Below are 17037 nucleotides of genomic sequence, written 5' to 3' on the forward strand. Positions count from 1 at the left end.
TCAGCCAAGGGGCTTGTTGCGTAATGGATGATTATTGGGGTGAGGGGATACACCAACTCGTATAAATAGAGAAGGATAAACTCTCAATCGGAGCCGCTTCAGATTAAAGCTATGAATAAAAAAGAAGGAACCCTTGTTTAAGTGCAAGCAAGGTTCCTTCTTTTTTTTGCTGGAATATTGAAATATAATAGATTCGATTATTTTTCTTTTCTGCTGCTTCGGAAAGACAGATGGATAAAGTAAGTCAGCATTCCAAAGTAACATGTAATAAATAGTGCATGGGCTAGTGCAATAAATAAATTAAGCTGTGTAAAAATGATGAGCGAGCCGGAGATAACCTGCAATGTAATCAGTGACAGCGTAATTATCCAGCCCCATCTCATAACCTCGCTGCGGCTATATTTCTTTAGCATACGGACTGTTAAAAGGATTGTCCACAAAAATAAGATTCCAGCTGCAAAACGATGCCCCATCTGGATCCATTGATGAAAGGAATAGCTTGCAAAGGCAAATGGCTCTGAATTGGAACAAAATGGCCAATCGGTACAATCCAGGATGGAATTCGTATGACGTACCAGTGCCCCGCTGTATACCACACACATTGTATAAACCGTTATCGCATAGATTTCAATTCGGTGAGATTTATTAATATGGATATCTTCTGTATGTAATTTCTTATCAATTTCAAAGAATAATAGCATAAGTAAAAAAACAGCAGAAAAACAAATTAAAGATATCCCGAAATGGGTAGCCAATATAAAGTCAGACTGTCCCCAGACCACTGCTGCTGCACCGACCAGTGCTTGTACAATAATAAAAAATAATGCAGAAAAACTTAAAAAAATAACTTCCTTATGATGTCTGTATGCTTTCCAGGAAAGAATAGCAAGTAAAAGCACCAATATACCAACTGCGCCGCTGACCATTCGATGACTTAATTCAACAATCATTTCAAAATGAAGGTTAGCAGGGAGAAGTTCGCCTTCACACAGCGGCCAGCTGTCTCCGCATCCATCCGCTGAACCTGTTTTTGTAACAAGTGCTCCTCCTAAAAGAAGGGGAAGCATTCCAATGGCCGTTGTCACAGATAGTATTTTTAGTATTTTTAACATATCTATGCAACCTCACTTCTTATGTAAATTATCCAATATCTCCAGTGTACCAAAAATCATGCGGGAAACGCTTTCCAATTTTGAACAAAATCTAACATCCGCTTGTAATGCCTGAATAGAAGCACAGCTTTGCCTATTTGAAAAATTGTATCAGGGACGAATAAGATAAAGTTTTTGCATTGATTTTTGATATCATCAGTTTAACAAATAAAGACAGACAAAATGACTTTATTCCAAAAATAAAAACCAAAACCCGAATACCAATCTTAATAGTATCATGTTTTTTTGAAGTTTTCATCAGCAAATAAAAAAAGCTTGCATAATTCAGTTATGTTTGCTAGAAATATAGTATGGATTAGTATGCAGAAGAACAGTTGCCGTTTTATAAAAAATAGAAAATATACATAATTCATTTTCTTTATCTATTTTCCGAGACAACTTTTTAGCTGGATGTTCAAATAGTTGTAATATATTATATAAAAGTTCATTAGATTGTCATAGAAATCCATGCTATAATTAAAGTTGGAAACGGAATACATAGAAACAAATGCGTGTATTCTGTTTATTATTATGTCTTCCTACTGGTGCGAAGGGGGGAAATTATGGATAAAGTAGATATGACTTACTCGGAGCTGATCGGTAACACAACCATTTCAACCAAAGAAAAAATAACTGTTTTTCTGTCAGAAGTGAAGGCGCTTATAAAAATCGGAATTGTCAATTCTAATTTGATTACGGCAATTACAGGTTTTTTAGTAGCTATAGCTTTAACGAACGCCTCCTTTAGCAATCATTGGGGAACATTTCTTTTGATGATAATTGGAAGTGCTTTAGTAATTGCCGGCGGCTGCATTATGAACAACTGGTATGATGTAGATATTGATCCCAAAATGTCCCGAACGAAGAAAAGACCAACTGTGACCGGATTCTTTTCATTGCGGGCAGTACTGATAATGGGAATAGTTGTCAGCAGTCTTGGACTCGCAGTATTGATGTTTACCACTTGGTACGCGGCATTATTTGCTTTTATTGGCTGGTTTGGCTATGTCGTATTGTACACCATGTGGTCAAAGAGAAGATACACATTAAACACGGCTATTGGAAGCTTGTCTGGTGCAATGCCTCCTGTGATTGGCTGGGCAGCAGTCGATCCTTCTTTTCATGTGGTTCCGCTTATCATGTTTTTAATTATGTTTATATGGCAGACACCGCATTTTCTTGCCTTGGCAATGAAGAAAAAAGAAGAATATAAGGCGGCTGGAGTACCGATGCTGCCAGTGGTTAAAGGCATGAGCATAACGAAAAGACAAATTAATGTTTATATCGCTTGTCTTTTACCGTTGCCGTTATTCTTGCTTCCTACACTGGGCTTAACATTTACGATTGTAGCAACAATATTGAATATCGCATGGCTGGTGATTGGTTTTATAGGGCTGTTTACGGAGAAGGATATGAAATGGGCTAATTTAGTATTTATATTTTCCTTGAATTATTTAACAATTCTTTTTCCGTTAATGATTATTGTCACACTGCCGATATTTAATTAATGATTGTTATTCCTTAAAATTTAAATATAAAAGGAAAGAACAAGAAGAAAGAGAGGTATTCTTACATGAGAGGTTGGATGGGAAAAACCAAAGTATTTTTCGTATTCACATTACTTGCATTATTTCTTGCGGGCTGCGGAATCGAAAATCTGACTGCACTAAAGCCTAAAGGTTACGGCGCAGAACAAGCCATGGATCTTATTATTTTGACCACATTGATCATGACAGGTGTGTTTATTGTGGTTATGGTGATTTATGTGATTACACTTGTTCGCTTTCGCAGGAAAAAAGGACAGGAAGACCATATTCCTGAGCAGGTGGAAGGGAACCACAAGCTGGAAGTAATATGGACAGTAATCCCAATTATTTTGGTGTTGATTATTGCTGTGCCTACTGTTCTGGCGACTTTTGATTTGGCAGATGACTCCAGTGCAGATGAACTCATCAATGTTAATGTAAAAGGAAATCAATATTGGTGGCATTTTGAGTATCCTGGAGAAGAAGTTCAAACAAGTCAAGACCTGTATATTCCTACAGGCGAGCGCGTTTATTTACATATGCTCTCTTCTGATGTTATTCATTCATTCTGGGTTCCATCAATTTCCGGGAAAATGGATGTCAATGCAGAGAATGTAAATACAATGTATATCGAAGCTTACGAGGAAGGTGTGTACTGGGGCAAATGTGCTGAGCTATGCGGACCTTCACATTCATTAATGGACTTTAAAGTCATTGCTGTTTCACCTGAAGAGTATGAACAGTGGGTTGATGATATGCAGAACATAGATGCAGAAGCAGAACCTGAAACTGCGGATGCTCAGGAAGGTCAAGAGTTATTTGAAGCAAATAACTGTATGAATTGTCATGCGACAGATGCAGCTGCTTCCGGCATTGAAGCTGGTCCAGAGAATAACGGACCTTTTGGACCGAATTTATCAAACTTTGGAGACCGATCCAATGTTGCCGGTGTGTTAGAGCATAACGAGGAGAACCTTGTAGACTGGTTAATGGATCCTGAATCTATTAAGCCGGGCAACCAAATGACGGGTCAATATCCAGAGCTGAATCAAGATGAAGCAGAAAGTATTGCAGCATATCTATTGCAATTACAGCCTTCAGAAATTACACCTGAAAACGCAGGAGATTAAAAAGTGAATGACTGTTACAAAAGGGAGGTTTAAAATTTGGGTATGACTAGTGCTCAAAAAAGCGGTTTCGGGGCTACCTTATGGGATTGGCTGACAACTGTCGATCATAAAAAGATCGGTATTCTATACCTTGCAGGCGGAGGATTCTTTTTCCTGTTAGGCGGTCTTGAAGCTGTAATTATTCGTATTCAACTTATTTCACCAGAGAATAATTTTATTAGTGCAGGGCTTTATAACGAAATGATTACCATGCACGGTACAACGATGATTTTTCTTGCAGCAATGCCAATATTATTAGGATTGATGAACTTTATTATGCCGCTGCAAATCGGAGCGCGTGACGTTGCGTTTCCGTTTCTAAACTCTTTAGGTTTCTGGTTGTTTTTATTTGGAGGATTGCTATTAAACCTTAGCTGGTTTACTGGTGCACCCGATGCCGGCTGGACCAACTATGCTCCTTTATCAATACAATCACCGGGTCATGGGATTGACTTCTACATTATGGGGCTGCAATTATCCGGAGCGGGAACATTAATGGGCGGAATCAACTTTATTGTTACGATTGTTTTAATGCGTGCACCGGGTATGACTTATATGAGGATGCCATTATTTACATGGACGACTTTTGTGGCTAGTATCTTAATACTATTTGCTTTCCCTGCATTGACGGTTGGATTATTCTTAATGATGTTTGACCGCATGTTTGGTTCTGCATTTTTCGATGCTGCATTAGGCGGGAATGCTATCATTTGGCAGCATTTATTCTGGATATTCGGACATCCGGAAGTATACATTTTGATTTTACCGGTTTTTGGTGTATTTAGTGAGGTTTTCCCGACATTTGCTAAGAAACGTTTGTTTGGATACACAGCAATGGTATTTGCGACATTTTTAATTGCATTTTTAGGATTTATGGTGTGGGCTCACCATATGTTTACAGTTGGCCTGGGGCCAGTTGCAAACTCTATCTTTGCAGTAGCAACGATGGCAATTGCTGTTCCGACGGGAATAAAAATATTTAACTGGCTGTTTACCCTTTGGGGTGGCAGTATCAAAATCAATACAGCAATGTTATGGTCATTAGCTTTCATTCCGTCATTTACTATCGGAGGAATGACTGGTGTTATGCTTGCTTCAGCTGTTGCTGACTATCAATATCATGACACTTATTTTGTTATTGGACACTTTCATTATGTTATTGTCGGTGGAACAGTGTTTGGTATATTAGCTGGACTTCATTATTGGTGGCCAAAAATGTTTGGCAGGTATTTACACGAAGGGTTAGGACAGCTATCGTTTTGGACATTCTTTGTTGGGTTCCATTTAACATTCTTTATTCAGCATTTCTTAGGTTTAATGGGGATGCCACGCCGTTACTGGGTATTTTTGGAAAATCAAGGGCTGGATACTGGTAACTTAATCAGTACCATTGGTGCTTTCTTTATGTCATTTGGTGTTATTGTATTTTTGGTTAATATAATCTACACAACCATCAAAGGGAAAAAAGCCCCTGGCGATGCTTGGGGAAGCGGGCGCACACTTGAATGGACAATTTCATCCCCGCCTGTCCATTATAACTTTAAACAATTGCCATTAGTTCGCGGGTTAGATCCATTATGGATTGAAAAAACGGAAGGTAATAAAAAAGTGACTCCGGCAGAACCATTAGATGAAATTCATATGCCTAACGGGTCTATTCTCCCTTTCATTATGACTATTGGGTTTACGATTGCTTCCTATGGTTTTATTTATCAAACAGAAAGTAAATATTGGCTAATTGCTGTATATACAGGAATGGCAATTGCATTAATCAGTATGTTAATCCGTTCATTAAAAGATGACCACGGACATCATATTTCTAAAGAAGAACTAGAAAGGGTGGGTGATTAATATGAGTCATGATCATTCCATTGATCCAAAGAATATGCCAAAAGATCCTTCAAAAGCAACAACGGAAGGTAAACATAAATTTATGGGCTTGTGGATATTCCTTGGTGGCGAGACAGTTCTTTTTGCCTGTTTGTTTGGTACGTACCTTGCCTTAAAAGATTCTGCTGCAGGCGGTCCGACAACGCAGGAATTATATGGTCTGGGTCTGGTATTCTTAATGACAGTTTTGCTTTTAACAAGTTCTTTAACAAGTGTGTATGCAATTTATCACATGAAAAATAATGACTTTAAAAAGATGCAGCTATGGATGGGAATTACAGCATTACTGGGTCTTGCTTTCCTTGCGTGTGAGATTTATGAATTTGCACATTATATTCATGATTATGGGTTTACATTTCGTTCTTCTGCATTTGGATCAGCCTTCTATACATTAGTTGGTTTCCACGGCGGGCACGTTGTATTCGGATTATCTTGGATTATTACATTGATGGTTCGCAATGCGAAGCGGGGACTGGATTTGTATAATGCACCAAAATTTAATACATTTGCGCTATATTGGCACTTCATCGATGTAGTGTGGGTATTCATCTTTACAGTTGTTTATCTGATGGGGATGGTGAGTTAATTTATGACAGATGAAATGAGTACAAGAAAAATTAATTCGTTCCAAAAGCAAAAGAATAAAGAAGAAATGCAAAAAATGGTAGTCAGCTTTGCTTTAATGATTTTCTTTACCTTAGTTGCATTTGCTCTTGTTATGTTAGAGGTACCATCTACGTACGTTATTCCAATATTACTGCTTCTTGCCTTTGTACAGGTAGGATTTCAGTTTTTCTACTTTATGCACCTAAAGGATAAAGGACATGAGGTGCCTGCCCAGATTATCTATGGGGGAATTTTTATTACAGTGATGGTAGCATTGACTTTTACTATCATTACTTGGTGGTAAGTAAGACAAATTGAAATCAATCCTTTTGAAATGACAAACGCTATGATGATTTATTTATTAAATTATCATAGCGTTTTGTTTATCATATGGAAAATATAGGGCATGAAATAGAAGGATATGTTTTAAAATCGTCACAATCCCATTAGAGAATTCTTGTTTATTTTAAGGTATAATAGATAAAGTAGACTAAACTGGAGATGATTAGGTATGTGGTTAGATATACAAATATTCGGGTTTCGGGCATTATGGAGCCCTTACTTTATGATATTTACAGCTCTTATTGCACTAGCTTATTTTCTAATTACAGGACCGTACCGGCATAAGTTTGGCAATCATGATAAAGTTACTGAGAAGCAGCAGATTTCTTTTTATACGGCAATAGTATGTTTATACTTAGTAAAAGGCGCTCCAATTGATTTACTCTCACATATAACGCTGACTGCTCACATGATTCAAATGGCTGTTTACTTGCTGATTATCCCGATACTGGTTATCAAAGGGATACCTTCCTGGCTATGGCGAAAAGCAATTGACCGGCCTGTTATTAGACCGATTGTGGAAATAGGTACAAAACCGTTAATATCCTTATTGCTGTTTAATGGTTTATTTTCTCTTTATCATATACCTTCTTTCTTTGAGTTTGCAAAGTCTTCGCCAGTCATTCATACGGTGATTCACGGGATTCTGTTAATTGCAGCCTTCTTTATGTTTTTCCCGCTGCTGGCCCCTTTAAAGGAATTCGACCGGATGCAGCCGCTATTAAAAATAGGTTATATTTTTGCAAATAGTGTATTAATCACACCGGCCTGTGTATTGATTATTTTTGCACCTGAACCTCTTTACGCTACCTATACACAAGGAGGAGCATGGATGCAGGCGATGAGTCTTTGTGTACCGACTGATGTTTTACAGGGACTTGCTCCCGGTTTAACTGGACCGGAAATGTTTACACCGCTCAGTACACTGATTGATCAGCAGCTCGGCGGTATTATTATGAAGGTTATTCAGGAAATTACTTATGGAGGGGTTCTAGCAACAATTATTTTTTCTTGGGTTAACAAAGAAAAAAACACGATTGATCCGTTGCCGGCAAAACCAGCAGAATCACATTAAAAAGAGATATTTAGAAGTGGAGCTGAAGTAAAAGGCTAGAAAGTATGTAGCGTATATAACGGGAGGGCAAAGCCTTAAACATCTATAATATATGGCTGCAATCTGTGTTCATATAATTATCGTTATACTAGACAAAAGCATGCTTTAAAAATGGTCACTGTATGGGCATGGTTTCAAACTTTCTGAGAACTTTAGAACGCATAATTAGAAATACTGGAGGATAAAGCAATGCATTTACTACCAACAATCAGTACATTTTTTATTGCTTTGAGTGCAATACTTGTAGCAATAGGCTGGGTTTTAATCGTTAAAAATAAAAGAAAAGAACATAAAGCTGTGATGATATCAGCAGCTGTCAGTGCCCTTCTTTTCTTCATTATTTATGTATCACGTACCGTATTAATAGGAAATACAAGCTTTGGAGGACCTGAAAGTATACAGACTTACTTTACGATTTTCCTGATTTTCCATATTATTTTAGCTACAGTTGGAGCTGTATTTGGAGTTGTAACGCTTGTATTAGCATTTAAGCGGAATATTAAGAAACACCGTAAAATCGGCCCGATAACAAGTATTATTTGGTTTTTCAGTGCGATTACGGGGATACTTGTTTATATTTTTCTATATGTAATGTACGATCCGGGTGAAACCACGAGTATGATCAAAGCTATTCTTGGTTTTTAATCTGCGGATGGGATAACATATAGGCAGCATTTAAAGGATACAGTGCTTTATAAAGGAGCATGTATCCTTTTTTTGAAGAACAAGAGAAAGTATATAAAAAAATGCTGAATATATCCGCTCCAACGGGTTTTATGGGGGGAGTAATCTTAGGCCCCAGAAACACACTCCGCTTTCCGTAGGCCCCGAACTCATCTCCTTTAAAGAAGACTTAGCGATTGGCAAGCTGATAGGCGCAGACAGAGCTAAAGTCGCACTTATGCCCCGAGGGTGAAAAGAAGACTTAGCGATTGGCAAGCCGACAGGTGCAGACAGGGCTAAAGTCGCACTTATGCCCTGCGGGTAGAAAAAAAGAAGGTCACTTTTTTCCTGCGGGATCTTCCCAGTGGGACTGGGACTGCGATTACTCGTCCCACCGAAAACCATTGCGATTACTCGCCCCATCAAAACCGTCACTAGAAATTGCGTTATTTCCTTGTAAAATAGCAAATAAAAAATAATTCCACTTAGATGGGAGCGGATGTTGTCGACTCCTGCGGGAAAAGAAACAGGTAGACCTGAGCAGGAAGCGGTTTTCTTACCGTGCGGCTGAACGTTGCCCGCGGAAAGCGACTTCCCGTAGCGGACATCTCTTCGGCGAGAACACCGATGTTTTAACAAGCGGTATTCTTGGTTTTTCTTATCTGATTAAATCATTCAGAATATAAAAAGAGCTGACATATTAACTGGAGATAATATGTCAGCTCTTTTGAATGGTGTCTTTTTATTTTTTGTAATATTGCAGTTCGTCGCTAAGTTTTGCGAGTAATGTGTTCGTTCTTTCTACAACGCTTTCAGGAAAGTTCTCTTCTTCGCCATACTCAACGCCGTGTGGATAATAATGTTTACCAAGTAAAGGAGTCATTAATTTAATAACGGCGTTGCGCTTATCCACATCACCTTCGATAGCATAACCTTGTACGCGGATATAGTATGTAATACCTTCTTCGTTGGATCCGATTTTGTAATCATAGGTAACGCGTTCATAATCCCATTGCCCGGCCCGGATAAAGGCAAGATTTGCTGTTACGTGATCCAATACCTGTACATCAATAATTGTGTCTTCTATCCCAGTGTTTTCAAATCTCATTTTACTTTCACCTCATCAATAATATTCTGCTTAATTTAAGGATAATACGAAACGGTAATAGATGCAATAGAAACCATGGACGATAGCAAAGAAAGGGTATAATATTATGATAATAGGGTATAAAATAGATAAGTAGATTATACATAGAAAGTTCAAAAAGTCCCCGAATGATAAAACAGCAATCGCTTTAGCTGACGCGTTGTATCAGATAGGAAAGAAGGATACAGGCACCCGCCTATCGGAAATCGCCGGCTGCTTTTTGAACATGCATTGATAATGTTTTATTTATCTGCTGGATGGGGGTTCCAATCATGAAAAGGCTTCGTAATGTAATGATAATCATGATTATTGCACTCCTTGTATTTATTGTTATATACCAGATGAATTCATCACCTGTAGAGGTTGTAAGAGAAGCAGCGTCCCATCTTGATGAGGATGAAGAAACGATAGAGCCTAAAGGAACAGCAGCAGAGCTTCCTCAGATGAATTTGGAAGGCGATTTATATCAATGGATAGGAAAGACGTCAAATGAACTTACAGAAGAGCTGGGAGAACCGGACAGAATTGATGTTAGTGCATATAATTATGAATGGTATGTATATAATGACTCAGAAAGCCAATATGGTCAGTTTGCTATTTTAGAAGATGAGATTGTATCTGTTTATGCCATTGGGGATAATTTAGAGATATCTCCAATTGACTCTGGAGCGGATTATATCGAAGTGGCAGATACATTTCCTTTTTTAAACGAAGTAACTTATACGGAAGGCGATTCTTCGTTTACTTTCCGGTTAAACACAGAAGACCTTCAGACGAGACCGCTGGTGAAAATAAGTGACTCTACTTTTATTCAATTTTATTTTGATACGTTTACAGAAAAGTTGTCGTCTATGAGGATTTCTACAGGAGATGCGCTTTTATTGCAAAGGCCATATGAAATTGAATATCAGGGAGATCTGCCTGAACAGCCTGAATTTAATGAAGAGGAATGGAGAGAAATTCAGGAAGGGATGGAGCAGCAGGTTTTTGATATTTCTAATATCATGCGTTATAAACATGACTTGCCGCAGTTAGAATGGGATGATCAAGTAAGTCTTGTTGCATATGACCACAGCAAAGATATGTACGAGAATGATTATTTTTCTCATGTTAGTTTAGATGGAGATGGTTTAAGAGAACGTCTGGAGGAAAAGCAGGTTGCCTATGTTGCCGCTGGAGAAAATATCGCAGCGCAATATCCGGACGCTCCTGCGGCAATGGAGGGCTGGTTAAACAGTGAAAGTCACCGGGAAGCATTACTTAGTGATGAATACAGTTTCCTTGGAGTTGGTGTATACCGTTTTTATTATACCCAAAACTTTTTAGGAAAACCTTTTTAACGTACTTATGTTTGTTTAACAGAGAAAGGAGCCGCACACCTGTGGCTTCTTTATTTTTTGTAGAGTAATAAAGTAAGGATAGCCGCTCCAGCGGACATCTCTTTGGCGAGAACACCGGTATTTAAAAAAACAAGCGGTATACCTAGTTTTCTTGTACAGAAAATAATAAGCGATAGCACATTTTCAACCGATTTACATAGGTTATTGTAGGGTTATAAATAACGCTTAGCAGGCTGAGCCTCACAAATAAAGGATTACTTTCAATGGGACTGGTAGTAGAAACGCGATTACTCGTTCCAACAAAACCATGCACAAACTGTAGCTTTCATAACTGTATGCCCCTAAAGTGTAAAAAGGACGGTGAAAAAAATGAGTCAATTACATCCTAGTGTTGCAGCATTTAAAGCCTTTGTGAACCGCCATCCTAAGTTGTTGGAGGAAATCAGAAAAAGCGGCAGGGGGTGGCAGGAGTTTTATGAAAAGTGGGCAATTTTAGATGAAGATGACCCGTTTTGGGATGAATATAAAACGGAAGAAAAAGCGGCAAAAACAGAATCAAAGAGTCAGGGCGAATCAACAAATCAAGAAAGCAAAAAAAGTAAGAAAACGGATCATTCCGATATTATCCGGCAGATTGTAGACTATACGCAAAACTTAGATTCGGAAAAAGTACATGGACAAATCGAACAATTAAGTAAAGCGATTGGTGTTGTTCAGGAAATGATTGGTGATATGAAAAAGCCTTCCGCTAATAAAGCGCCCCGGGCTCCTTTTTCACTAAGAAAAGATTAGAGGGGATAACATGGATAATGACGTCATTGCCTACCTTAGAAAAAATCCGGAACTTGCTGAATTTATCCGATATCATCCTATTTGGTATCGTTATTTGATGCGCGACCCCGGCCGTCTGACAGAGTTGAAAAAAGAAGCAAAAAAATTTTATGGAAAAACATTTCCTCAAAAAGTGAATACCTTCTCGAATCAATTACAAATGGTAAGAATGTTCGCAGAGATGGCTAAATCGATGAAAGATTGAAGTCAGCTCTGTTTTCTTTCGAATAATAAAATGGTATGATAAAAAGGATAACTATTAATTGAGGATGCAGTAAAATGAAAGAACATCTATTTTAATAGGAAATGGCATAAACCTTACTAAGAGATTGTTTCTCTTGTTTACATTTATTCATTTATTCGCGGAGGTGTGGAAATGATTGCTACAATGGAATATGTAGATATATTAGATGAGTCGGAGCATGTCGGAAAAATGATCCTGCAGTCCGATATCATGCAGCAATACCAATCGGCTAAGAAAGTATTGGATGAAGATAAAGAAGCACAGAAACTGATTAGAACATTTGCAGATGTTAAAGAGCACTATGAAGATGTGCAGCGGTTCGGCAGATATCATCCGGACTATTATGATATTATGAAGCAGGTCCGTTCCAAAAAAAGGGATATGGATTTGAACGACAAAGTAGCTGCTTTTAAAATTGCTGAAAGAAATTTGCAAAATTTATTGGATGAAGTCAGCCAGTTCGTGGCAGAGAGTGTCAGTGAGCAAATTAAAGCTCCTAAAGACGGCGCAGCGTTAACAGACAGCGGCTGTGGCTGCGGGAGCGGCGGAGCTTGCGGCTGTGCCTCGTAAAATGAAACTTCCTTCCGCAAGGGGTTCCAGACGGTTATTTGTGATAAGACGTAGAGCAGGGTCCAGAAAGCGGACTTCCTGCTTTATACATATAGAAATAAAAGGAGGGATGACAGCATGGTAGAAAGGCAAGGAATTGTTGTCTGGTTTCAACATATGAAGAATGTCAGGCAGCTAAAAAAACATGGTCATCTTATTCACGTATCTAAAAAGCATCGCTATGCGGTTATTTACGTTAATCGCGAGGATATTGATGCTATTGAGAAAAAATTTAATCAGTTTGCTTTTGTTTCTAAAGTGGAACGTTCTCAAAAGCCGTTTATTCCGACAAACTATGAAAACGCGAAGCCGGATAAAGCGAAGCAATACGATTATAAAATGGGAATTTAAACAAGACGTCTAAAAAGAAATATATCAAATAAAAAGAAAAAACCTGCAGTCAAAATTACTGCAGGTCCTTTTATTTTTATAAAAAATAAAAGGCTAAAGGGAGAGGAGAAACCGGATGAAGAGCTTATGGGGAAGAATAAGCCTTCTTCCGTTTCAACTAAATCATATTTAGCTGAATCATTATGATAGTATAGACAAAGTAAAAAATAATATACATAACGAATAAAAATAATTTGCTAAAGCGGCGAATCGTGGTAGACTATTGACGAGCTAAAAGAAGCTGAGGTGATTCAGAAGTGCGCGTTATAGCAGGAATACATAAAGGAAGAGTGTTAAAAAGTGCAGCTGGTGAGTCTACAAGACCGACTTCTGATAAAGTAAAGGAAGCTGTGTTTCAAGTAATGGGTCCTTACTTTTCAGGAGGACTAGCTTTAGATTTATTTGCGGGAAGCGGGTCTCTGGGAATCGAAGCATTAAGCAGAGACATGTCTAAGGTGATTTTCGTAGATAAACATCCCAAGGCAGTTCAAATCATTAAAGAAAATTTGAAATCGCTCCAATTAGAAGCGCAGGCAGAGGTCTATCGAAATGACGCAGAACGTGCTTTAAAAGCCATCGCTAAACGAGAATTACAATTTGATTTAGTGCTTTTAGATCCGCCGTATAAAAGTAAAGATTATATGAAATTACTTGATTATCTGCTCGATAGCAAAATGCTGAATAAGAATGCGATTGTCTATTGTGAGCATGATAAGACAAACATGCTGCCGGATACGTATAAATCCTTGAAAGCAATCAAACAAGCAGATTATGGCGGTTTAGTTCAAGTAACGATTTACCAATCAGATAAAAGAGAGGAAGCATAAATGATGAGGAAATTAGCGATATGCCCCGGGAGTTTCGATCCGGTAACGAATGGCCATCTGGATATTATCAGACGTGGTGCTAAAGTGTTTGAAGAGATAGTAGTTACCGTGTTTAATAATCAATCCAAATCTCCACTCTTTACAGTAGAAGAAAGAATGCAGTTATTAGAAGAATCATTGAAGGACCTGCCAAATGTAAGGGTCGATTCTTCGAGCGGATTACTCATGGATTATGCGGAAGAAGTAGGAGCTACTGCAGTTATTAGAGGATTGCGGGCAGTCAGTGATTTTGAATATGAGATGCAGATTACGTCGATGAACCGGAAGTTAAACGAAGACGTGGAAACCTTATTTATGATGACAAACACAAAATATTCTTTTTTAAGCTCAAGTATGGTAAAGGAAGCGGCTAAATACCAGGGAAATATTTCTGGTCTTGTTCCAGAAGTGGTGGAAACGGCACTGAAGCAGAAATATAATCAATAAAAAAATAATGAACGGATGCGGATTTCATTCGTTACATATTTTCAGAAGAAGAGAGAGTCAGCGGTCAAGCGGCTCTTTCTTCTTCTTTAGGGAGAATTATTTTTTTCTGACTTTATTAATAAGGATGAAAATAGCAGCCCCTAAACTGATGATTGTCAGGCTTGGCCCAATTGCCTGTAATAGATAGTATATTTGTATCCCGATGGGGGTCTCTTGTATTGTGCCGGCAGGAATCTCGTTAGAATGAAAAACAATTCGATCCAGGTATAACGGTTTGTATAGTAAAATAGTTAAAATCACAGCAAAAGTTCCGTGTAAAAGCCGGGCGAAGAAATAAGGGTAGAAACGGATATCTGTCTTGGCTAAGATGCTGGCTACCTGTGCTTGGATGGATAATCCATTAAAGCCAAGGATGAAGCTGATCAAAATTGCTTTTTGTAATAAAGAATCCGTGGTGACCTGTGAAATTAAGTTTGATCCGACGGTAATTTCAAATAAACCAGAAATAAACGGAAGTCCCAGCTCTTTTGGCAGATCAAAAACAGGAAAAATCGGTTCAATAAATGCAGATATAAAGGATGTGATGTCCATCAGGAAAAGCAATTTAATAAGAACGGAAAAGAGAATAATAAATCCTCCGACCATCACAAGAGTCTGAATCGAATTTAATACCGCATCCCCTAATATTTCTCCGAAAGGCCGGGGATTTCTTAACCGATTTCGATGCATCTCTTGAAATGCTTTTTTCAGTGAAAAGGGCTGTCTCTTTTGTTTGGTAATCTGCTTTTCCTGCTTTCTGCCATGAAAACGCATAACAACCCCGACAATCGTATTAGCTCCGTAATGACACACAGCCAATAGAAGCCCCAGTTTGATATTATAAAAAAAGCCTGCAGAAATGGCACCGAATATAAAGAGCGGGCTTGAATTATTGGTAAAAGACACTAATCTTTCAGCTTCTATCTGTGTGACTTGCTTTTCTTCACGGAGTCTTGCTGCTATTTTGGCACCGGTAGGATAACCGCTGGCCATTCCCATAATCCAGCCGAAGCTGCCGGCACCGGGGATATTAAAAAGCGGCCGCATGATCGGTTCAAATAAAATGCCTAGAAATTTCACAACGCCAAAAGCTAATAATAATTCAGCGGTTATGAAAAAAGGAAGCAAAGATGGAAATACGACCTCCCACCACATATTTAATCCACGGATGGCTGCTTCTAATGCTTGATCTGGAAAACGTATTAAACTAAAAAACAAAAAAATGGATATGCCGCCATAGCCTAGTGTTTTCAGCTTTTGCTTCAATCTGATGTCCCCCTATTAGTGCGTGTTTAAAAAATGGATGTATTATTTTAATTCGTTTTTTGAACATCCTTTATTCGTTAGAAGAAAGCATCCTCATGCTGTTTTTATCTTCCTGTTATGAAGTCTCATTCTGTACAATTATGGTAGGAAGTAGTAGAATAATGCTAGCTTGTCCGATGTATCGTTTTAATAAAAAAGTTGCTATATATGATATATACGCGAATACCATCTGAAAATATGCCATAGATATATTTTTAGTAAGGGTGTCAGGAAGGGGAATAAGCAGTGTTGCGATTATCAAAACGGAGGATTGTAGGATTATTAGCGGTTGTACTGATTGTTTATTTTTTGGGAGTGTATCAATTGCCGTATTATATACAAAAACCAGGCGGAGCCGATGCATTAGATCCCATTGTCGAAGTGGACGACGGCTATCCAAGTGAAGGGGATATGCATTTAGTGACCGTCAGCGGAATGCAGGCAACTCCCATTTTATATGCTGCAGCCTTTGTCCTTCCACATCAGGATATTCTTCCTTTAGATCAGGTTTTCCCGGAAGGAATGTCTCAGGAAGATTATATGGCAGCACAGCTTCAGGTAATGGAAAGCTCTCAGGAAGCTGCAACTGTGGTGGCCTATGAAACAGCAGAAAAAGATATAGATATCCATTTTAATGGCGTCTATGTGGTTGCTGCGGTGGATGGCTTGCCGGCAGATGGTAAATTAGAGAGTGGAGACCGTATCATCGGAATTGATGATGCAGAAGTGCAAGAATCTCAAGATTTAATTGATTATATTGATGGAAAAAAAGCCGGAGATACAGTGACAGTTTTGTTTGAAAGAAATGATGAAGAACACACTGCCGAGATGGAATTAGAACCGTTGGATGACGAAGGAACTCGTGTGGGCGTTGGAATAAATCTTGTCACAGATCGTGAAGTAACTGTAAATCCAGAAGTTCATTTTTCCAGTGGTAATATTGGCGGGCCGAGTGCAGGGCTCATGTTTTCATTGGAAATCTATGATCAGTTAACAGAGGGCGATCTAACCGGCGGCAAGCAAATCGGCGGAACTGGTGAAATTGACTATGAAGGAAATGTCCATCGAATTGGCGGGATAGATAAAAAAGTTGTCGCTTCCGATAGAGAAGACGTTGATATTTTCTTCGCTCCGAATGAAGGCGGCCGCGAAGACTCCAATTACCAAGTGGCAGCAGAAACAGCAGAAAGTATCGGGACAGATATGGAGGTTGTTCCGGTGGATACGTTTGAAGATGCTGTAGAATATTTAGAAAGTGTTAATGAATAAATGAATTAAATAAAAGAGGATTTCCGTATTATAATGAAGACGGAAGTCCTCTTTTTTGTAACGTCAGAAAGAATTGCTTCAACAAAATG

Annotated in this window: 18 protein-coding genes; 15 read left to right on the forward strand and 3 right to left on the reverse strand. The window is 38.5% G+C overall.

Annotation, left to right across the window (positions count from 1 at the left end; translation table 11 throughout):
• Window positions 1–197 precede the first annotated feature (197 nt).
• Window positions 198–1112 carry a COX15/CtaA family protein gene (locus tag ACW0TQ_RS16015; protein ID WP_368900628.1) on the reverse strand — a complete coding sequence of 305 codons (915 nt, stop codon included), beginning with the start codon at window positions 1110–1112 and terminating at the stop codon, window positions 198–200.
• 602 nt (window positions 1113–1714) lie between these two features.
• Here ACW0TQ_RS16015 and cyoE point away from each other — a divergent pair.
• The 7 genes from cyoE (at window position 1715) to ACW0TQ_RS16050 (ending at window position 8443) form a co-directional block, all read left to right on the forward strand.
• The gene (gene cyoE / locus ACW0TQ_RS16020; protein ID WP_455725824.1) at window positions 1715–2659 is read left to right on the forward strand and encodes a heme o synthase; all 945 of its coding nucleotides are present in this window, start codon (window positions 1715–1717) and stop codon (window positions 2657–2659) included.
• 65 nt (window positions 2660–2724) lie between these two features.
• Complete coding sequence (gene coxB, locus ACW0TQ_RS16025) at window positions 2725–3807, forward strand: cytochrome c oxidase subunit II (protein ID WP_042535233.1); 1083 nt, start codon at window positions 2725–2727, stop codon at window positions 3805–3807.
• Window positions 3808–3849: 42 nt separating this feature from the next.
• Complete coding sequence (gene ctaD / locus ACW0TQ_RS16030; RefSeq protein ID WP_419880317.1) at window positions 3850–5697, forward strand: cytochrome c oxidase subunit I; 1848 nt, start codon at window positions 3850–3852, stop codon at window positions 5695–5697.
• A gap of 1 nt (window position 5698) precedes the next feature.
• Window positions 5699–6322 carry a cytochrome (ubi)quinol oxidase subunit III gene (locus ACW0TQ_RS16035; RefSeq protein ID WP_042535231.1) on the forward strand — a complete coding sequence of 208 codons (624 nt, stop codon included), beginning with the start codon at window positions 5699–5701 and terminating at the stop codon, window positions 6320–6322.
• A gap of 3 nt (window positions 6323–6325) precedes the next feature.
• Window positions 6326–6646 (forward strand): cytochrome c oxidase subunit IVB, encoded by a 321-nt coding sequence (gene ctaF / locus ACW0TQ_RS16040; RefSeq protein WP_042535229.1) that lies wholly within the window; start codon window positions 6326–6328, stop codon window positions 6644–6646.
• Between the two features lie 207 nt (window positions 6647–6853).
• Window positions 6854–7759 (forward strand): cytochrome c oxidase assembly factor CtaG, encoded by a 906-nt coding sequence (gene ctaG / locus ACW0TQ_RS16045; RefSeq protein ID WP_455725825.1) that lies wholly within the window; start codon window positions 6854–6856, stop codon window positions 7757–7759.
• Between the two features lie 228 nt (window positions 7760–7987).
• The gene (locus ACW0TQ_RS16050) at window positions 7988–8443 is read left to right on the forward strand and encodes a DUF420 domain-containing protein (protein ID WP_455725826.1); all 456 of its coding nucleotides are present in this window, start codon (window positions 7988–7990) and stop codon (window positions 8441–8443) included.
• A 760-nt stretch (window positions 8444–9203) separates the two neighbouring features.
• Here ACW0TQ_RS16050 and ACW0TQ_RS16055 read toward each other — a convergent pair.
• Window positions 9204–9569 carry a YugN family protein gene (locus ACW0TQ_RS16055; RefSeq protein ID WP_042535224.1) on the reverse strand — a complete coding sequence of 122 codons (366 nt, stop codon included), beginning with the start codon at window positions 9567–9569 and terminating at the stop codon, window positions 9204–9206.
• A gap of 311 nt (window positions 9570–9880) precedes the next feature.
• Between ACW0TQ_RS16055 and ACW0TQ_RS16060 the strand changes: the two genes are divergently transcribed.
• The 7 genes from ACW0TQ_RS16060 (at window position 9881) to coaD (ending at window position 14335) form a co-directional block, all read left to right on the forward strand.
• Window positions 9881–10948 (forward strand): CAP domain-containing protein, encoded by a 1068-nt coding sequence (locus ACW0TQ_RS16060; protein ID WP_256704867.1) that lies wholly within the window; start codon window positions 9881–9883, stop codon window positions 10946–10948.
• 369 nt (window positions 10949–11317) lie between these two features.
• Complete coding sequence (gene ylbD, locus ACW0TQ_RS16065) at window positions 11318–11740, forward strand: spore coat protein YlbD (RefSeq protein ID WP_193063300.1); 423 nt, start codon at window positions 11318–11320, stop codon at window positions 11738–11740.
• Window positions 11741–11750: 10 nt separating this feature from the next.
• Window positions 11751–11984, forward strand: coding sequence for a YlbE-like family protein (locus ACW0TQ_RS16070; RefSeq protein ID WP_193063302.1), 234 nt, complete (start codon window positions 11751–11753; stop codon window positions 11982–11984).
• 171 nt (window positions 11985–12155) lie between these two features.
• A complete protein-coding gene (locus ACW0TQ_RS16075; RefSeq protein ID WP_193063304.1) occupies window positions 12156–12593 on the forward strand; it encodes a YlbF/YmcA family competence regulator in 438 nt (145 codons plus the stop codon).
• 117 nt (window positions 12594–12710) lie between these two features.
• The gene (locus ACW0TQ_RS16080; protein ID WP_042535218.1) at window positions 12711–12983 is read left to right on the forward strand and encodes a YlbG family protein; all 273 of its coding nucleotides are present in this window, start codon (window positions 12711–12713) and stop codon (window positions 12981–12983) included.
• Window positions 12984–13279: 296 nt separating this feature from the next.
• Complete coding sequence (rsmD, locus tag ACW0TQ_RS16085; protein ID WP_042535217.1) at window positions 13280–13849, forward strand: 16S rRNA (guanine(966)-N(2))-methyltransferase RsmD; 570 nt, start codon at window positions 13280–13282, stop codon at window positions 13847–13849.
• A gap of 3 nt (window positions 13850–13852) precedes the next feature.
• On the forward strand, window positions 13853–14335 hold the full coding sequence (gene coaD, locus ACW0TQ_RS16090) for a pantetheine-phosphate adenylyltransferase (protein ID WP_042536352.1): 483 nt from the start codon (window positions 13853–13855) through the stop codon (window positions 14333–14335).
• Window positions 14336–14431: 96 nt separating this feature from the next.
• Here the strand turns inward: coaD and ylbJ are convergent, their stop codons facing one another.
• A complete protein-coding gene (gene ylbJ, locus ACW0TQ_RS16095) occupies window positions 14432–15640 on the reverse strand; it encodes a sporulation integral membrane protein YlbJ (protein ID WP_193063306.1) in 1209 nt (402 codons plus the stop codon).
• A 288-nt stretch (window positions 15641–15928) separates the two neighbouring features.
• Between ylbJ and ACW0TQ_RS16100 the strand changes: the two genes are divergently transcribed.
• Window positions 15929–16948, forward strand: a complete 1020-nt coding sequence (locus ACW0TQ_RS16100) for a SepM family pheromone-processing serine protease (protein ID WP_341173487.1) — start codon at window positions 15929–15931, stop codon at window positions 16946–16948.
• Window positions 16949–17037 lie beyond the last annotated feature (89 nt).

The sequence above is a fragment of the Oceanobacillus sp. M60 genome (assembly GCF_053839645.1).